Origin of the sequence: Enterobacter sp. 168J2 (genome assembly GCF_034107265.1) — a bacterium.
Taxonomy (GTDB): Bacteria; Pseudomonadota; Gammaproteobacteria; order Enterobacterales; family Enterobacteriaceae; genus Enterobacter; species Enterobacter nematophilus.
The window spans coordinates 84872-98991 of sequence record NZ_JAWNEB010000012.1; the positions used below are offsets into that span (position 1 = coordinate 84872).

General features: G+C 56.3%; 13 protein-coding genes. 6 read left to right on the forward strand and 7 right to left on the reverse strand.

Translation table 11 applies throughout. From position 1 onward, the window contains the following. Window positions 1–17: 17 nt before the first annotated feature. The 5 genes from mnmE to USG84_RS21210 all read left to right on the forward strand — a co-directional run bounded on the left by mnmE (window position 18) and on the right by USG84_RS21210 (window position 5081). Entirely contained in the window at window positions 18–1382 is a 1365-nt protein-coding gene (gene mnmE, locus USG84_RS21190; protein ID WP_048961460.1) for a tRNA uridine-5-carboxymethylaminomethyl(34) synthesis GTPase MnmE, read from the forward strand. 111 nt (window positions 1383–1493) lie between these two features. Further along, entirely contained in the window at window positions 1494–2669 is a 1176-nt protein-coding gene (locus tag USG84_RS21195) for an MFS transporter (protein ID WP_253540117.1), read from the forward strand. Next, a complete protein-coding gene (gene yidZ / locus USG84_RS21200) occupies window positions 2638–3609 on the forward strand; it encodes an HTH-type transcriptional regulator YidZ (protein WP_061096720.1) in 972 nt (323 codons plus the stop codon). The genes USG84_RS21195 and yidZ overlap by 32 nt, the downstream gene beginning before the upstream one ends. Window positions 3610–3731: 122 nt before the next feature. Next, complete coding sequence (locus USG84_RS21205; RefSeq protein ID WP_151412285.1) at window positions 3732–4478, forward strand: 4'-phosphopantetheinyl transferase family protein; 747 nt, start codon at window positions 3732–3734, stop codon at window positions 4476–4478. 36 nt (window positions 4479–4514) lie between these two features. Beyond that, window positions 4515–5081: an NADPH-dependent FMN reductase gene (locus USG84_RS21210; protein WP_253540115.1), complete on the forward strand. Its 567-nt coding sequence runs from the start codon at window positions 4515–4517 to the stop codon at window positions 5079–5081. Window positions 5082–5173: 92 nt separating this feature from the next. On the opposite strand, the gene adeP is transcribed toward USG84_RS21210, so the two are convergent. Then, entirely contained in the window at window positions 5174–6511 is a 1338-nt protein-coding gene (adeP, locus tag USG84_RS21215; protein WP_154643335.1) for an adenine permease AdeP, read from the reverse strand. Window positions 6512–6676: 165 nt separating this feature from the next. On the opposite strand from adeP, the gene yieH reads away from it, so the two are divergent. Further along, entirely contained in the window at window positions 6677–7342 is a 666-nt protein-coding gene (yieH, locus tag USG84_RS21220; RefSeq protein WP_151412284.1) for a 6-phosphogluconate phosphatase, read from the forward strand. A gap of 58 nt (window positions 7343–7400) precedes the next feature. Here yieH and phoU read toward each other — a convergent pair whose 3' ends face one another. The 6 genes from phoU to glmS form a co-directional block, all read right to left on the reverse strand. Then, the gene (gene phoU, locus USG84_RS21225) at window positions 7401–8126 is read right to left on the reverse strand and encodes a phosphate signaling complex protein PhoU (RefSeq protein WP_003861153.1); all 726 of its coding nucleotides are present in this window, start codon (window positions 8124–8126) and stop codon (window positions 7401–7403) included. Between the two features lie 26 nt (window positions 8127–8152). Beyond that, the gene (gene pstB, locus USG84_RS21230) at window positions 8153–8926 is read right to left on the reverse strand and encodes a phosphate ABC transporter ATP-binding protein PstB (protein ID WP_010426574.1); all 774 of its coding nucleotides are present in this window, start codon (window positions 8924–8926) and stop codon (window positions 8153–8155) included. Window positions 8927–8973: 47 nt separating this feature from the next. Next, window positions 8974–9864: a phosphate ABC transporter permease PstA gene (gene pstA / locus USG84_RS21235; RefSeq protein WP_061096725.1), complete on the reverse strand. Its 891-nt coding sequence runs from the start codon at window positions 9862–9864 to the stop codon at window positions 8974–8976. Further along, a complete protein-coding gene (gene pstC / locus USG84_RS21240; protein ID WP_028014924.1) occupies window positions 9864–10823 on the reverse strand; it encodes a phosphate ABC transporter permease PstC in 960 nt (319 codons plus the stop codon). Before pstC ends, pstA begins: the two co-directional genes overlap by 1 nt. Before the next feature lie 81 nt (window positions 10824–10904). Then, the gene (pstS, locus tag USG84_RS21245) at window positions 10905–11945 is read right to left on the reverse strand and encodes a phosphate ABC transporter substrate-binding protein PstS (protein WP_061096726.1); all 1041 of its coding nucleotides are present in this window, start codon (window positions 11943–11945) and stop codon (window positions 10905–10907) included. A 277-nt stretch (window positions 11946–12222) separates the two neighbouring features. Beyond that, window positions 12223–14052 carry a glutamine--fructose-6-phosphate transaminase (isomerizing) gene (glmS, locus tag USG84_RS21250; RefSeq protein WP_028014918.1) on the reverse strand — a complete coding sequence of 610 codons (1830 nt, stop codon included), beginning with the start codon at window positions 14050–14052 and terminating at the stop codon, window positions 12223–12225. Window positions 14053–14120: the final 68 nt, after the last annotated feature.

Sequence of the window (14120 nt, forward strand, 5' to 3'; positions counted from 1 at the left end):
ATTGAACGAGACCAACCATGAGCCATAACGACACTATCGTCGCCCAGGCAACCCCACCGGGACGCGGTGGTGTAGGCATTCTGCGTATCTCCGGCCTGAAGGCGCGCGAGGTGGCTGAAGCGGTACTGGGTAAATTGCCAAAGCCGCGCTACGCTGATTACCTGCCGTTTAAAGATGCCGACGGCACGCCGCTGGACCAGGGCATTGCGCTGTGGTTCCCCGGCCCGAACTCCTTTACCGGCGAAGACGTGCTGGAACTGCAGGGCCACGGCGGCCCGGTTATCCTCGACCTGCTGTTAAAACGTATTCTCACCCTGCCAGGCCTGCGCATTGCGAAGCCGGGCGAGTTCTCCGAGCGTGCCTTCCTGAACGACAAGCTCGACCTGGCGCAGGCCGAGGCGATTGCAGACCTGATCGACGCCAGCTCCGAACAGGCGGCCCGCTCCGCGCTTAACTCGCTGCAGGGGGCATTCTCCGCGCGCGTCAATCATCTTGTGGAAGCACTTACTCACCTGAGGATCTACGTGGAGGCGGCTATCGACTTCCCGGACGAGGAGATAGACTTCCTCTCAGACGGTAAAATCGAAGCCCAGCTCAACCAGGTGATGAACGATCTCGACGCGGTACGCGCCGAAGCGCGCCAGGGTAGCCTGCTGCGTGAAGGGATGAAGGTCGTCATTGCTGGTCGCCCTAACGCCGGGAAATCGAGCCTGCTGAACGCCCTGGCGGGCCGTGAAGCGGCGATCGTGACCGACATTGCCGGTACCACCCGCGACGTGCTGCGCGAGCATATCCACATCGACGGGATGCCGCTGCACATCATAGACACCGCCGGTCTGCGCGATGCCAGCGACGAAGTGGAACGCATCGGTATTGAGCGCGCCTGGCAGGAGATCGAACAAGCCGACCGCGTGCTGTTTATGGTGGACGGCACTACGACCGACGCCGTTGACCCGGCGGAGATCTGGCCGGACTTTATCGCCCGTCTGCCGGCTAAGCTGCCGATCACCGTGGTGCGTAACAAAGCAGATGTTACCGGCGAAACGCTGGGTATCAGCGATGTGAATGGTCACTCACTGATTCGCCTGTCGGCGCGTACCGGTGAAGGCGTGGACGACCTGCGCAACCATCTCAAGCAGAGCATGGGCTTTGATACCAGCATGGAAGGCGGCTTCCTGGCGCGTCGTCGTCACCTGCAGGCGCTGGAAGAGGCGGCACGCCATCTTGACCAGGGCAAAGCACAGCTGATTGGCGCGTGGGCGGGTGAACTGCTGGCGGAAGAGCTGCGTCTGGCGCAGCAGAATCTGAGCGAGATCACCGGAGAGTTTACGTCGGACGATCTGCTGGGAAGGATCTTTTCGAGCTTCTGTATTGGTAAATAGTTTCCGCTAATTCATGGTGATTTCCCCTCAGGAAATCACCATTGTCCAAATGGCAACTCGCCTAAACCCTTTTCACCCCCTATTCTGCATGCCTGCATTTATGGGGGGTTTATGGCGCGTTTTCTGTTTTGTAGTTTCGCATTAGTTCTGCTTTATCCGTCGGGTATTGATATGTATCTGGTGGGATTACCGCACATCGCACGCGATCTGTGTGCCAGCGAAGCGCAGCTGCACATCGCGTTTTCGGCCTACCTCGCGGGGATGGCGTCATCGATGGTCTTTGCCGGGAAGATCGCGGATAAGGCTGGCCGTCAGCCCGTCGCAATAACCGGCGCCATCATCTTTGCCCTGGCCTCTCTTCTCTGCTCACAGGCGCAGAACAGCACCGTATTCCTGGCGGGACGGTTCATCCAGGGCATTGGAGCCGGCGGCTGTTACGTGGTGGCGTTTGCCATTTTGCGCGACACCTTAAGCGCCCAGCGCCGTGCCAAAGTGCTCTCCATGCTGAACGGGATAACCTGCATCATCCCGGTGCTGGCCCCGGTCGTGGGCTATCTGATTATGCTGAAATTCCCGTGGCAGAGCCTGTTCTGGACCATGGCCGCCATGGGCGCGCTGGTGTTTATCCTGTCAATCGCCGTGCTGAAAGAGACTCACCCGGGCTCGCAGAATCCCAGCCATACCGCGACCATTCACCCGGCCGAGAAGCTTCTCAACCGCTTTTTCCTCAGCCGTCTGGCCGTGACGACCCTAAGCGTGGTGGTGATCCTGACGTATGTAAACGTTTCCCCGGTTTTGCTGATGGAGACCATGGGTTTCGATCGCGGTGAGTATTCAACGGTGATGGCATTAACCGCCATGGTCAGTATGGCCGTCTCATTTTCCACTCCCTTTGCGCTGAATCTTTTCCGCCAGCGCACGCTGATGCTGACCTCTCAGGTGCTGTTTCTCGCCGCAGGCGTGGTTCTGGCAACCACCAGCTCGCATGCGCTGATGCTGGCAGGTATTACCCTCATCTGTGCCGGGTTCTCGGTTGGCTTTGGCGTGGCGATGAGCCAGGCGCTCGGCCCGTTCTCGCTGCGGGCAGGCGTGGCAAGCTCGGTGCTGGGGATCGCGCAGGTCTGCGGCTCGTCTCTGTGGATATGGCTGGCGGCGGTCATCGGACTTAACGCGCTCAATATGCTGATCGGGATTCTGATTGGCTGTAGCATAGTCTGCATCACCTTACTTATGGTCATCCAGCCCGCGGCACAGTATGAAGAAGCCCATCAGCAGTCTCGATCTTAACCTGTTGCTTTGCCTGCAGCTTTTGCTGCAGGAGCGCAGCGTCACCAAAGCCGCGAAGCGGATGAACGTGACGCCGTCGGCGGTGAGTAAATCGCTGGCCAGGCTGCGCGACTGGTTTGACGACCCGCTGTTTGTCAAAACGCCGTTAGGGCTGCTGCCCACGCCGCTGACGGTCAGCCTGGAGCAGGATTTGGCCGACTGGATGCAGATTGGTAATCAGATCCTCGATAAATCTCACCATGATTCGCCTGGCGGGCTAACGTTCGTGCTGGCCGCCGAAACGCCGCTGATGCTCATCCGCTTTAACGCCCTGCTGGAGCAGGTGAATCAGCGCTATCCGCAGGCGACGGTGAAGGTGCGTCACTGGGATTACGACTCGCTGGACGCCATTACGCGCGGGGAAGTGGACGTTGGTTTCACCGGTCGCGAAACCCATCCGCGCTCGCGTGAACTGCTGAAGCTGATGCCGTGGTTTATCGACTACGAAATCTTGTTTAGCGACCGTCCATACGTCTATTTACGTGAGGATCACCCCGCTCTGCAGGAGGAGTGGAATCTGGAGACCTTCCTGCGCTATCCCCATATCAGTATCTTCTGGGAACGGAGCGACACCTGGGCGCTGGATGAGGTGCTAAAAGAGATGGGGCGGGAGAGAAACATTGCCATGTGTTTGCCGGGCTTTGAGCAGTCGATGTTTATGGCGGCGCAGCCCGGCCATAACTATATCGCCACGGCTCCCCACTACTGTCGCCACTACAATGAACTCCACCAGCGGAAGCTGATCGCGCTTCCTATACCCATTGACGAAGCGCAGGCTGAAAAGCTGACCGTTCCCTTCACGCTGATCTGGCATAAGCGGAACAGCCATAATCCGAAAATTCTCTGGCTGCGGGAGACCATCAAGGCGTTGTACGGTGGCAGCGATCCAATTTTTGCCTAAGAAAATGTAAAGTTCGGCGCTCAGGCTTCTCTTACTCTCATTTACTGATTAAAACAGGAGTCAAGTTAAGCGATAATCATGTAACCGTTTAACCGATTACGACCATTATCAAGGAGCGAAAAATGGCAACGCACTTTGCAAGAGGGATACTTACAGAAGGACGTCTCGTATCGGCCAGACTCTCTTCAGCCTGTCACAGTGAGGCGCTCAAACTCCCCGAACATCGCAGGACGCGGTTTTTAGCCTCCAGAGCACTTCTCGCAGAACTGCTGTTTATGCTGTACGGCACCAGCGAACTGCCGGAGATCGTCACGCAACCAGAAGGCCGCCCGGTCTTTGCTGACCCGGAACTCCCCCGTTTTTCCATTGCCTATACGGGCAATATCATTGGCGTGGCGCTGACCACCGAAGGGGATTGCGGGCTGGATATGGAGCTTCAGCGTGCGACGCGGGGCTTCCACGGCGCAAGCCCGCACGATGACTACCCGCTCTCCAGCAATGAAAAGCTGTGGGTACGCAACCAGAACGACGCCGTCGAGGCCAGAGCCCAGCTCATCACCCTGCGCCAGAGCATTCGCAAGCTCTGCGGATGCGCTTCAGACGACGCCAGCCAGTTGCAATTGCTGCCAGGCTCCGGACGCCTGCGTGCCGCTAAAGCCACGCTTGTAGAGGCGCTCAGCGATGCAGAAGATGTGTTGATATGGTCTGTTGCAGTCAGCCCTGCCATCGAACGGCTAAAGATTTGGGAATTTGACAGTAAAGAGGGATGGAGTAGCCTTCCGGATGTGCCCGAGCGCGCCAACGCGCCCGCCGCACGCCTGATGCGTTTAACCAGTTTACCGGCAGAAAAAGCATTTACCCATAGCTGATCCAATCAGGGTCATCATGATGAAACAGGAGTAATCATGTCTGATACGTTGAAAGTAGTTACGTTACTGGGAAGCCTGCACAAAGGTTCATTTAACGGAATGGTTGCCCGCACGCTGCCGCAGCTGGCCCCGGCAGGTATGGAAATTAGCGCCCTGCCATCAATTGGCGATATCCCGCTGTATGACGCAGATGTCCAGCAGGAAGAGGGGTTCCCGCAGAGCGTGGAGGCGATAGCCGAGCAGATCCGCCAGGCCGACGGTGTGGTCATTGTCACGCCGGAGTATAACTACTCGGTTCCGGGTGGCCTGAAGAACGCCATCGACTGGCTGTCCCGTTTACCTGAGCAGCCCCTGTCCGGCAAACCGGTGCTGATCCAGACCAGCTCTATGGGCGCGATTGGCGGCGCGCGCTGCCAGTATCACCTGCGCCAGATCCTGGTGTTCCTGGATGCGATGGTGATGAACAAGCCGGAATTTATGGGCGGTGTGATTCAGAACAAGGTCGACCCGCAGACGGGTGAGGTGGTGGATCAGAGCACGCGTGACCATCTCTCTGGCCAGCTGACGGCGTTTGGGGATTATATTAAGCGGGTGAAGGCGTAAGATCGCTGCGGCCTGATGCCCTCACCCTGGCCCTCTCCCACGGGGAGAGGGAACAAACACTAAAGCCCTTTTCGAAGAAAAGGGCTTGCTGTTTATTTGGCGTCAATAAACACAATCTTCAGCACAAACAGCAGCGCCACAATAATCACGCACGGGCTGAGTTCGCGGAAGCGGCCGGTACCGATCTTCATTACGCAGTAAGAGATAAAGCCCAGCGCGATACCTTCGGTGATCGAGAAGCTGAACGGCATCATCACGGCGGTAATAAACGCCGGTACCGCTTCGGTTAAATCATCCCACTTCACGCGCGCCAGGCTCGACGTCATCAGCACGCCCACGTAAATCAGCGCGCCGGCAGCCGCATATGGTGGAACCATACCCGCCAGCGGAGAGAGGAAGATCACCAGCAGGAACAGGATACCCACCACCACCGCCGTCAGGCCGGTACGGCCGCCCACGGACACGCCGGAAGAGGATTCAATGTAAGCGGTAACAGACGAGGTGCCAATGAAAGAACCCGCCACGGAAGAGATGCTATCCACATACAGCGCCTGCTTCATGCGCGGGAATTTGCCTTTCTCGTCCGCCAGACCCGCTTTGTCGGTCACGCCAATCAGCGTACCGGAGGAGTCAAACAGGTTGACCAGCATGAAGGAGAAGATCACGCCCGCGAGGCCCAGGTTCAGGGAACCCGCCAGGTCAACGTGACCAATCACAGTAGAGACGCTCGGAGGCGCGGAGACGATACCGTTATAGTGCACGTCGCCCAGCATCCAGCCCAGCAGGGTGGTCACCACGATGGACACCAGCACCGCGGCATGAATGTTGCGGGAGGCCAGGATCGCGATAATAAAGAAGCCCAGCACGCCTAGCAGCACGTTATGAGAGGTCAGATTGCCGATGCTCACCAGCGTTTCCGGGTTCGCCACGATCACACCGGCGTTTTTCAGCCCCATCATGCCGATAAACAGACCGATACCGCTGGTGATGCCCACTCGCAGGCTCACCGGAATGTTCGCAATCATCCAGTAACGCACGCGGAAGATGGTCAGCAGCAGCAGGCCAACCGCACCCCAGAAAATAGCGCCCATACCGACCTGCCACGGCAGACCCATCGCCTGAACCACCACGAACGCGAAGAACGCATTCAGGCCCATAGCGGGTGCCAGCGCCACAGGCAGGTTAGCGAACACACCCATCAGGATGCTGCCAAGCGCCGCAATCAGACAGGTGGTTACAAAGACGGCGCTGGTGTCCATGCCAGCGACGCCCAGAATTTGCGGGTTCACAAAAACGATATAGACCATCGTCAGGAAGGTGGTGAAACCGGCGATCACTTCGGTGCGTGCCGTTGTGCCGTGCTCGCGCAGTTTAAACACGCGCTCAAGCAGACCCTGACCAGATGTCTGGGTAGTGTGTTGTTGACTCATCATCAATTTCCGAACAAGGAGGGAAAATTCGTCGCTATCCTATACCAAAATGCGACAATAGTGGCGGTTACGTGATACTTTTTTCATTGATTTTGCTTATACGGCAACGATTGCGTCCCGGCGAACTGCCGTACGAAAACGTTAAACTTGTTAAAAGGGAAAGGCATGTCCGGAATTGAAGCGGTATTTTTCGACTGCGACGGTACGCTGGTCGACAGTGAGGTCATTTGTTCCCGCGCGTATGTCACCATGTTCCAGGAATTTGGCATTACGCTGGAGCTCGAAGAGGTGTTCAAACGCTTTAAAGGCGTGAAGCTCTACGAGATCATCGACATCATTAACCAGGAACACGGGGTGGCTCTGGCAAAAGCGGATCTGGAACCGGTGTACCGCGCCGAGGTCGCACGCCTGTTCGACTCCGAACTAGAGGTGATCTCCGGGGCTAACGCGCTGCTGGATGCGATGACGGTGCCAATCTGCGTGGTCTCCAACGGTCCGGTCAGCAAAATGCAGCATTCACTGGGCAAGCTTGAGATGCTGCACCACTTCCCGGAAAAACTGTTCAGCGGCTACGATATCCAGCGCTGGAAGCCAGACCCGGCACTGATGTTCCATGCGGCGAAAGCGATGAACGTCAACGTGGAGAACTGCATTCTGGTGGATGACTCGTCTGCGGGCGCGCAGTCGGGGATTGATGCGGGGATGGAGGTGTTTTACTTCTGCGCCGATCCGCACAACAAGCCGATCGATCATCCAAAAGTGACGACCTTTACCGATCTGGCGCAGTTGCCAGAGTTGTGGAAGACGCGCGGGTGGGACATTACTCGCTGAGGGAGAAAACCGAATTGTCCCCTCTCCCTGTGGGAGAGGGTTAGGGTGAGGGTAAAAATTACTCTTTCGGATCTTTACCCGCCAGCAGCTTGTCCAGCTCGTCGCCGCCCACGTGACGGAAGTCCTGACCCTTCACGAAGTAGAAAATATATTCGCAAATGTTCTGGCAGCGGTCGCCGATACGCTCGATAGAGCGCGCGCAGAACAGGGCCGTCAGCACGCTTGGGATGGTACGGGAATCTTCCATCATGTAGGTCATCAGCTGGCGCACGATACCTTCATACTCCTGGTCCACTTTCTTGTCTTCACGGTAGATACGGACCGCTTCGTCCAGATCCATGCGCGCGAAGGCGTCCAGCACGTCGTGCAGCATCTGCACGGTGTGGCGGCCCAGCGACTCCAGGCTCACCAGCAGCGGCTGGTGCTGCTGAGAAAACTTCTCCAGCGCGGTGCGGCAGATTTTATCCGCAACGTCACCAATACGTTCCAGCTCGGCGATGGTTTTAATGATCGCCATGACCAGACGCAGGTCGCTCGCCGTCGGCTGACGCTTGGCGATGATACGCACGCAGGCTTCGTCGATGGCGACTTCCATCATGTTGACGTTGTGGTCGCCTTCAATGACGCGCTTCGCCAGCTCGCTGTCCTGGTTGTGCATCGCCGTAATCGCATCAGAAAGCTGCTGCTCAACCATGCCGCCCATGGTCATCACCTGGGTGCGGATGCTTTCCAGCTCTGCGTTGAACTGGCCTGAAATGTGTTTATTAAGATTGAGGTTGTCCATGGTTTCTCCACATGCACTAAGGCAAATCAACCGTAGCGGCCAGTAATATAATCTTCGGTTTGTTTCTTCGCGGGCCGGGTGAACAGCGCATCCGTATCGCTGAACTCAATCAACTCGCCCAGGTACATAAACGCCGTATGATCGGAACAACGCGCAGCCTGCTGCATGTTGTGGGTCACGATAACCACGGTGTAATCCTGCTTCAGCTCGGTGATCAGCTCTTCAATACGACCGGTTGAGATCGGGTCCAGCGCCGAGCACGGCTCATCCAGCAGCAATACTTCCGGACGAATGGCGATACCACGCGCAATGCACAGACGCTGCTGCTGACCACCGGAGAGAGAGTACCCGCTCTGGTGCAACTTATCTTTGGTTTCGTTCCATAATGCGGCCTTGGTCAATGCCCACTGCACGCGCTCGTCCATATCGGCACGGGAGAGCTTCTCAAACAGGCGAACGCCAAACGCAATGTTGTCATAGATGGACATCGGGAACGGCGTCGGTTTCTGGAACACCATGCCCACTTTGGCACGCAGCAGGGCGATATCCTGGGCCTGGGTCAGAATGTTTTCGCCATCCAGGATAATTTCACCTTCAGCGCGCTGCTCCGGATAGAGCGAATACATTTTGTTAAAGGTACGCAGCAGCGTGGATTTACCACAGCCGGACGGACCGATGAATGCCGTGACCTGGTTCTTGGCGATATCCAGGTTGATATTCTTCAGGGCATGGAATTTGCCGTAGTAGAAGTTCAAATCACGAACCTGAATCTTACCCGGGGCAGTATCAACCATACTCATTGACTCATTTCCTCATTCGGCGCCGCGAGCTGCCGCGCCGTAAAAAATTAACCGTGTTTCTTCTTCGCGAAAATGACGCGCGCCAGAATGTTCAGCAACAGTACGCAAAGGGTGATGATCAGCACCCCGGCCCAGGCCAGCTGCTGCCATTCCGCGAATGGGCTCATCGCAAATTTAAAGATCGTCACCGGCAGGTTGGCGATCGGCTGCATCATGTCCGTGCTCCAGAACTGGTTGGAGAGGGCAGTAAACAGCAGCGGTGCCGTTTCACCGGCGATACGGGCGATAGCCAGCAGAATACCGGTCATGATCCCGGAGACCGACGCTTTCAGGGTGATTGCAGAAATCATTTTCCATTTCGGCGTACCCAGCGCGTAAGCCGCTTCACGCAGGCTGTCCGGCACCAGTTTCAGCATGTTTTCGGTGGTACGAATGACGATAGGCACCTGCAGCAGCGCCAGCGCAATCACGCCCGCCCAGCCGGAGAAGTGTTCCATTTGCGCGACCACGATGGTGTAAACAAACAGGCCCACGACAATAGACGGAGCAGAAAGCAGGATGTCGTTAATGAAGCGAATCACCTCTGCCAGCCAGGACTTACGCCCGTACTCCGCCAGGTAGATGCCCGCCATGATGCCCAGCGGCGTACCGAAAACGGTCGCCCACAGGATCAGCAGGCCGCTGCCCGCCAGGGCGTTCGCCAGACCACCACCCGCCGTATTTGGCGGCGGCGTCATCTCGGTGAACAGTGCCAGAGACATTCCATCAATACCGCGGGTGATGGTGGACATCAGGATCCAGATCAGCCAGAACAGGCCGAACGCCATCGTTGCCATGGAAAGCGTCAGTGCAATGCGGTTTTTGAAACGACGCTTCGCCTGCATTTTACGGCGGGATTCCGCAAGCCGAGCGGTGCTTTGCATTTCGAGCGTTGCCATCAGCGTGCCCCCTCATTTTTCGCGAGACGCAGGATCATCAGCTTGGAAATCGCCAGAACAATGAAGGTGATAACGAACAGAATCAGACCCAGTTCCATCAGCGCTGCGACGTGAAGCCCGGATTCCGCTTCGGCAAATTCGTTTGCCAGCGCGGAGGTAATACTGTTACCCGGCATATAGAGTGAGGCGCTGTCGAGCTGGTAGGTGTTACCGATGATAAAGGTAACCGCCATGGTTTCACCCAGAGCGCGACCTAAGCCCAGCATCACGCCGCCGATCACCCCATTTTTGGTGAACGGAAGGACAATGCGCCAGATAACTTCCCAGGTGGTGCAGCCGATGCCGTAGGCCGACTCTTTCATCATCACCGGAGTTTGTTCGAAGACATCGCGCATCACCGCCGCAATGTACGGAATAATCATGATGGCGAGGATCACACCTGCCGCCAGAATACCGATACCGAATGCCGGGCCAGAGAACAGGGCCCCCACAAACGGAACGGCAGAGAGAACATTACCCACCGGCTCCTGGAAGTACGTAGCAAATAGCGGCGCAAAGATAAACAGGCCCCACATGCCGTATACGATACTTGGGATGGCCGCCAGCAGTTCGATGGCAATACCCAGCGGGCGACGCAGCCAGCCCGGTGCCAGTTCAGTCAGGAACAGCGCAATACCGAAGCTTACCGGAACCGCAATCAGCAGGGCGATGAACGAGGTCACCAGCGTACCGTAAATTGGCACCAGCGCACCGTAGATGTCGTTCGGCGCGTCCCACTCTTTGGTCCACAGGAAGGAGAAACCGAATTTCTGAATGCTCGGCCAGGAGGAGAAAATCAGAGACACGATAATGCCGCCCAGCAGCAATAGCACAATCAGCGCAGCCAGTTTGACCAGCGCGCCGAAAATCATGTCACCTTTTTTACCCGGAGGGTTAAATGCAGGCTTGGTTGCAGCCATAAATCACTCTTCTGTTAAACGCGTTTACGAAATCGGCGGGTAAGCGCAAGCGCCACCCGCCATTTTCGTCAGAATGCTAAATTAATACAATGCTTTACCGCTGCTGTCTTTCACGTTGGTTTTCCATGCAGCACGAATCTGCTCAACCACGCTGTCCGGCAGGCTGGCGTAATCCAGGTCATTAGCCTGTTTGCCGCCGTTTTTGTATGCCCAGTCAAAGAACTTCAGCACTTCAGTACCTTGTTCTGGTTTCTTCTGATCTTTGTGAATCAGAATGAACGTTGTAGAAGTGATTGGCCACGCGTTGTCGCCTTTCTGGTTAGTCAGATCCTGTGCGAAGGATTTGCTCCAGTCAGCGCCTTTCGCGGCATTAGCGAAGTTCTCTTCGGTTGGGCTAACCGGTTTGCCGTCAGCAGAAACCAGCTTGGTGTAAGCCAGGTTGTTCTGCTTAGCGTAAGCGTATTCTACGTAACCGATGGAGCCAGGCAGACGCTGTACGAACGCGGCGATACCGTCGTTACCTTTACCGCCCAGACCGGTTGGCCAGTTAACGGTAGAGCCGGAGCCGACTTTAGATTTCCACTCTTCGTTCACTTTCGCCAGATAGCTGGTGAAGACGAAGGAGGTGCCGGAACCATCCGCGCGGCGAACCACGGCGATGTTCTGCGAAGGCAGCTTCAGGCCTGGGTTGAGTTTAGCGATCGCTTCATCATCCCATTTTTTGATTTTACCCAGGTAGATATCGCCCAGGGTTTTGCCGTCCAGCACCAGCTCACCAGACTTCACGCCCGGCAGGTTGATGGCCAGAACCACACCGCCGATCACGGTCGGGAACTGGAACAGGCCTTCCTGATTCAGTTTCTCGTCAGACAGCGGAGCGTCTGATGCGCCGAAATCAACGGTATTCGCGGTAATTTGTTTTACGCCACCGGAGGAGCCGATACCCTGATAGTTAACCTTGTTGCCGGTTTCTTTCTGGTAGGTATCCGCCCATTTGGCATACACCGGCGCAGGGAAGGTTGCACCAGCGCCAGTCAGGCTTGCTGCTGCAAAAGCAGAGAAAGCGCTCAGAGATAAGGTCGCGGCGACAACAGTTGCGACAGTGGTACGCATAACTTTCATAATGTCTCCTGCAAGGATTTCGTAAATCATTGTTTAAGTGGCTACGATGAGCAAAATAGGACAAACAGGTGACAGATAAATGTACGAATTATGACAGTTTTATGACAATGAAAATTTCACTTAAAGAAAAACAAAACTGTATATATTTATCAATAAGTTAATCCAGAACATGACGGCAGGATTTCAGAAATATTTTCTTTATGTGACACTGAAAAAATAGCTGAAAATGACAGATTGTCATTAAAAAGGCTCCACCTGATGGTGGAGCCTGGAAGGATTATTCTACGGTAACGGATTTCGCCAGGTTACGCGGCTGGTCAACGTCTGTGCCTTTGATCAGCGCCACGTGATACGCCAGAAGCTGCAGCGGAACGGTGTAGAAGATCGGTGCAATCACCTCTTCAACGTGCGGCATCTCGATGATGTGCATATTGTCGCTGCTGGCGAAACCGGCATCTTTGTCGGCGAAGACGTACAGTACGCCGCCGCGGGCGCGCACTTCTTCGATGTTGGATTTCAGTTTTTCCAGCAGTTCGTTGTTAGGTGCCACAACGATAACCGGCATATCTGCATCAATCAGCGCCAGCGGGCCATGTTTCAGCTCGCCCGCCGCGTAGGCTTCCGCGTGGATGTAGGAGATCTCTTTCAGCTTCAGCGCGCCTTCCAGCGCAATTGGATACTGATCGCCACGACCCAGGAACAGGGCGTGATGTTTGTCAGAGAAATCTTCCGCCAGCGCTTCAATGCGTTTGTCCTGGGAGAGCATCTGCTCAATACGGCTTGGCAGGGCCTGCAGGCCATGAACGATGTCGTGCTCAACGGAAGCATCTTCGCCTTTCAGACGCGCCAGCTTCGCCACCAGCATCAGCAGAACGGTCAGCTGAGTGGTAAACGCTTTGGTGGAGGCCACGCCGATTTCGGTACCCGCTTTGGTCATCAGCGCCAGATCGGATTCACGCACCAGGGATGAGCCCGGGACGTTACAGATGGCCAGCGAGCCCAGGTAACCCAGTTCTTTAGACAGACGCAGCGCTGCCAGCGTATCCGCCGTTTCGCCGGACTGGGAAAGGGTAATCATCAGGCTGTTACGACGCACCGCAGATTTGCGATAGCGGAATTCAGACGCGATTTCCACGTCGCATGGCACGCCCGCCAGGGATTCAAACCAGTAACGAGAGACCATACCGGAGTTATAAGAGGTGCCGCAGGCCACGATCTGAATATGCTCAACCTTGCCGAGCAGCTCGTTGGCGTTTGCCCCCAGCTCGCTCAGGTCCACCTCGCCGTGGCTGATGCGCCCGGTCAGGGTGTTTTTGATGGCGTTAGGCTGCTCGTAGATCTCTTTCTGCATGTAGTGACGGTAAGCGCCTTTATCGCCCGCGTCGTACTGCAGGTTAGATTCGATCTCCTGACGCTTCACCTGCTCGCCTTTGGTATCGAAGACGGTCACGCTGCGGCGCGTCACTTCCGCTATATCCCCTTCTTCCAGGAAGATAAAGCGACGGGTGACCGGCAGGAGTGCCAGCTGATCGGAGGCGATAAAGTTTTCACCCATGCCCAGACCGATAACCATCGGGCTACCGGAACGCGCGGCCAGCAGGGTCGACGGATCGCGGGAGTCCATGATCACCGTGCCGTACGCACCGCGCAGCTGAGGGATAGCGCGCAGCACCGCATCACGCAGCGTACCGCCCTGTGCCAGCTCCCAGTGCACCAGGTGAGCAATCACTTCGGTGTCAGTTTCAGAGACGAAGGTATAGCCGCGCGCTTTCAGCTCTTCGCGCAGCGGTTCGTGGTTTTCGATAATGCCGTTATGCACCACCACGATGTGTTCAGACACATGCGGGTGCGCGTTACCTTCAGACGGTTCACCGTGCGTCGCCCAGCGGGTGTGCGCGATACCGGTACCACCGTGCAGCGGATGTTCTTCCGCGGCCTGAGCCAGCATCTGCACTTTACCGAGGCGACGCAGGCGGGTCATATGCCCTTCTGCATCCACGACAGCCAGACCGGCAGAGTCGTAACCACGGTATTCCAGACGACGTAAACCTTCGAGAAGGATTTCAGCAATATCACGCTGCGCAACTGCGCCAACAATTCCACACATAGTAAGATTTCCTGATTATGGCGTTATGCCATGCGTTGTCGCTGACCTGTATTTGCCCTTTACGGGCA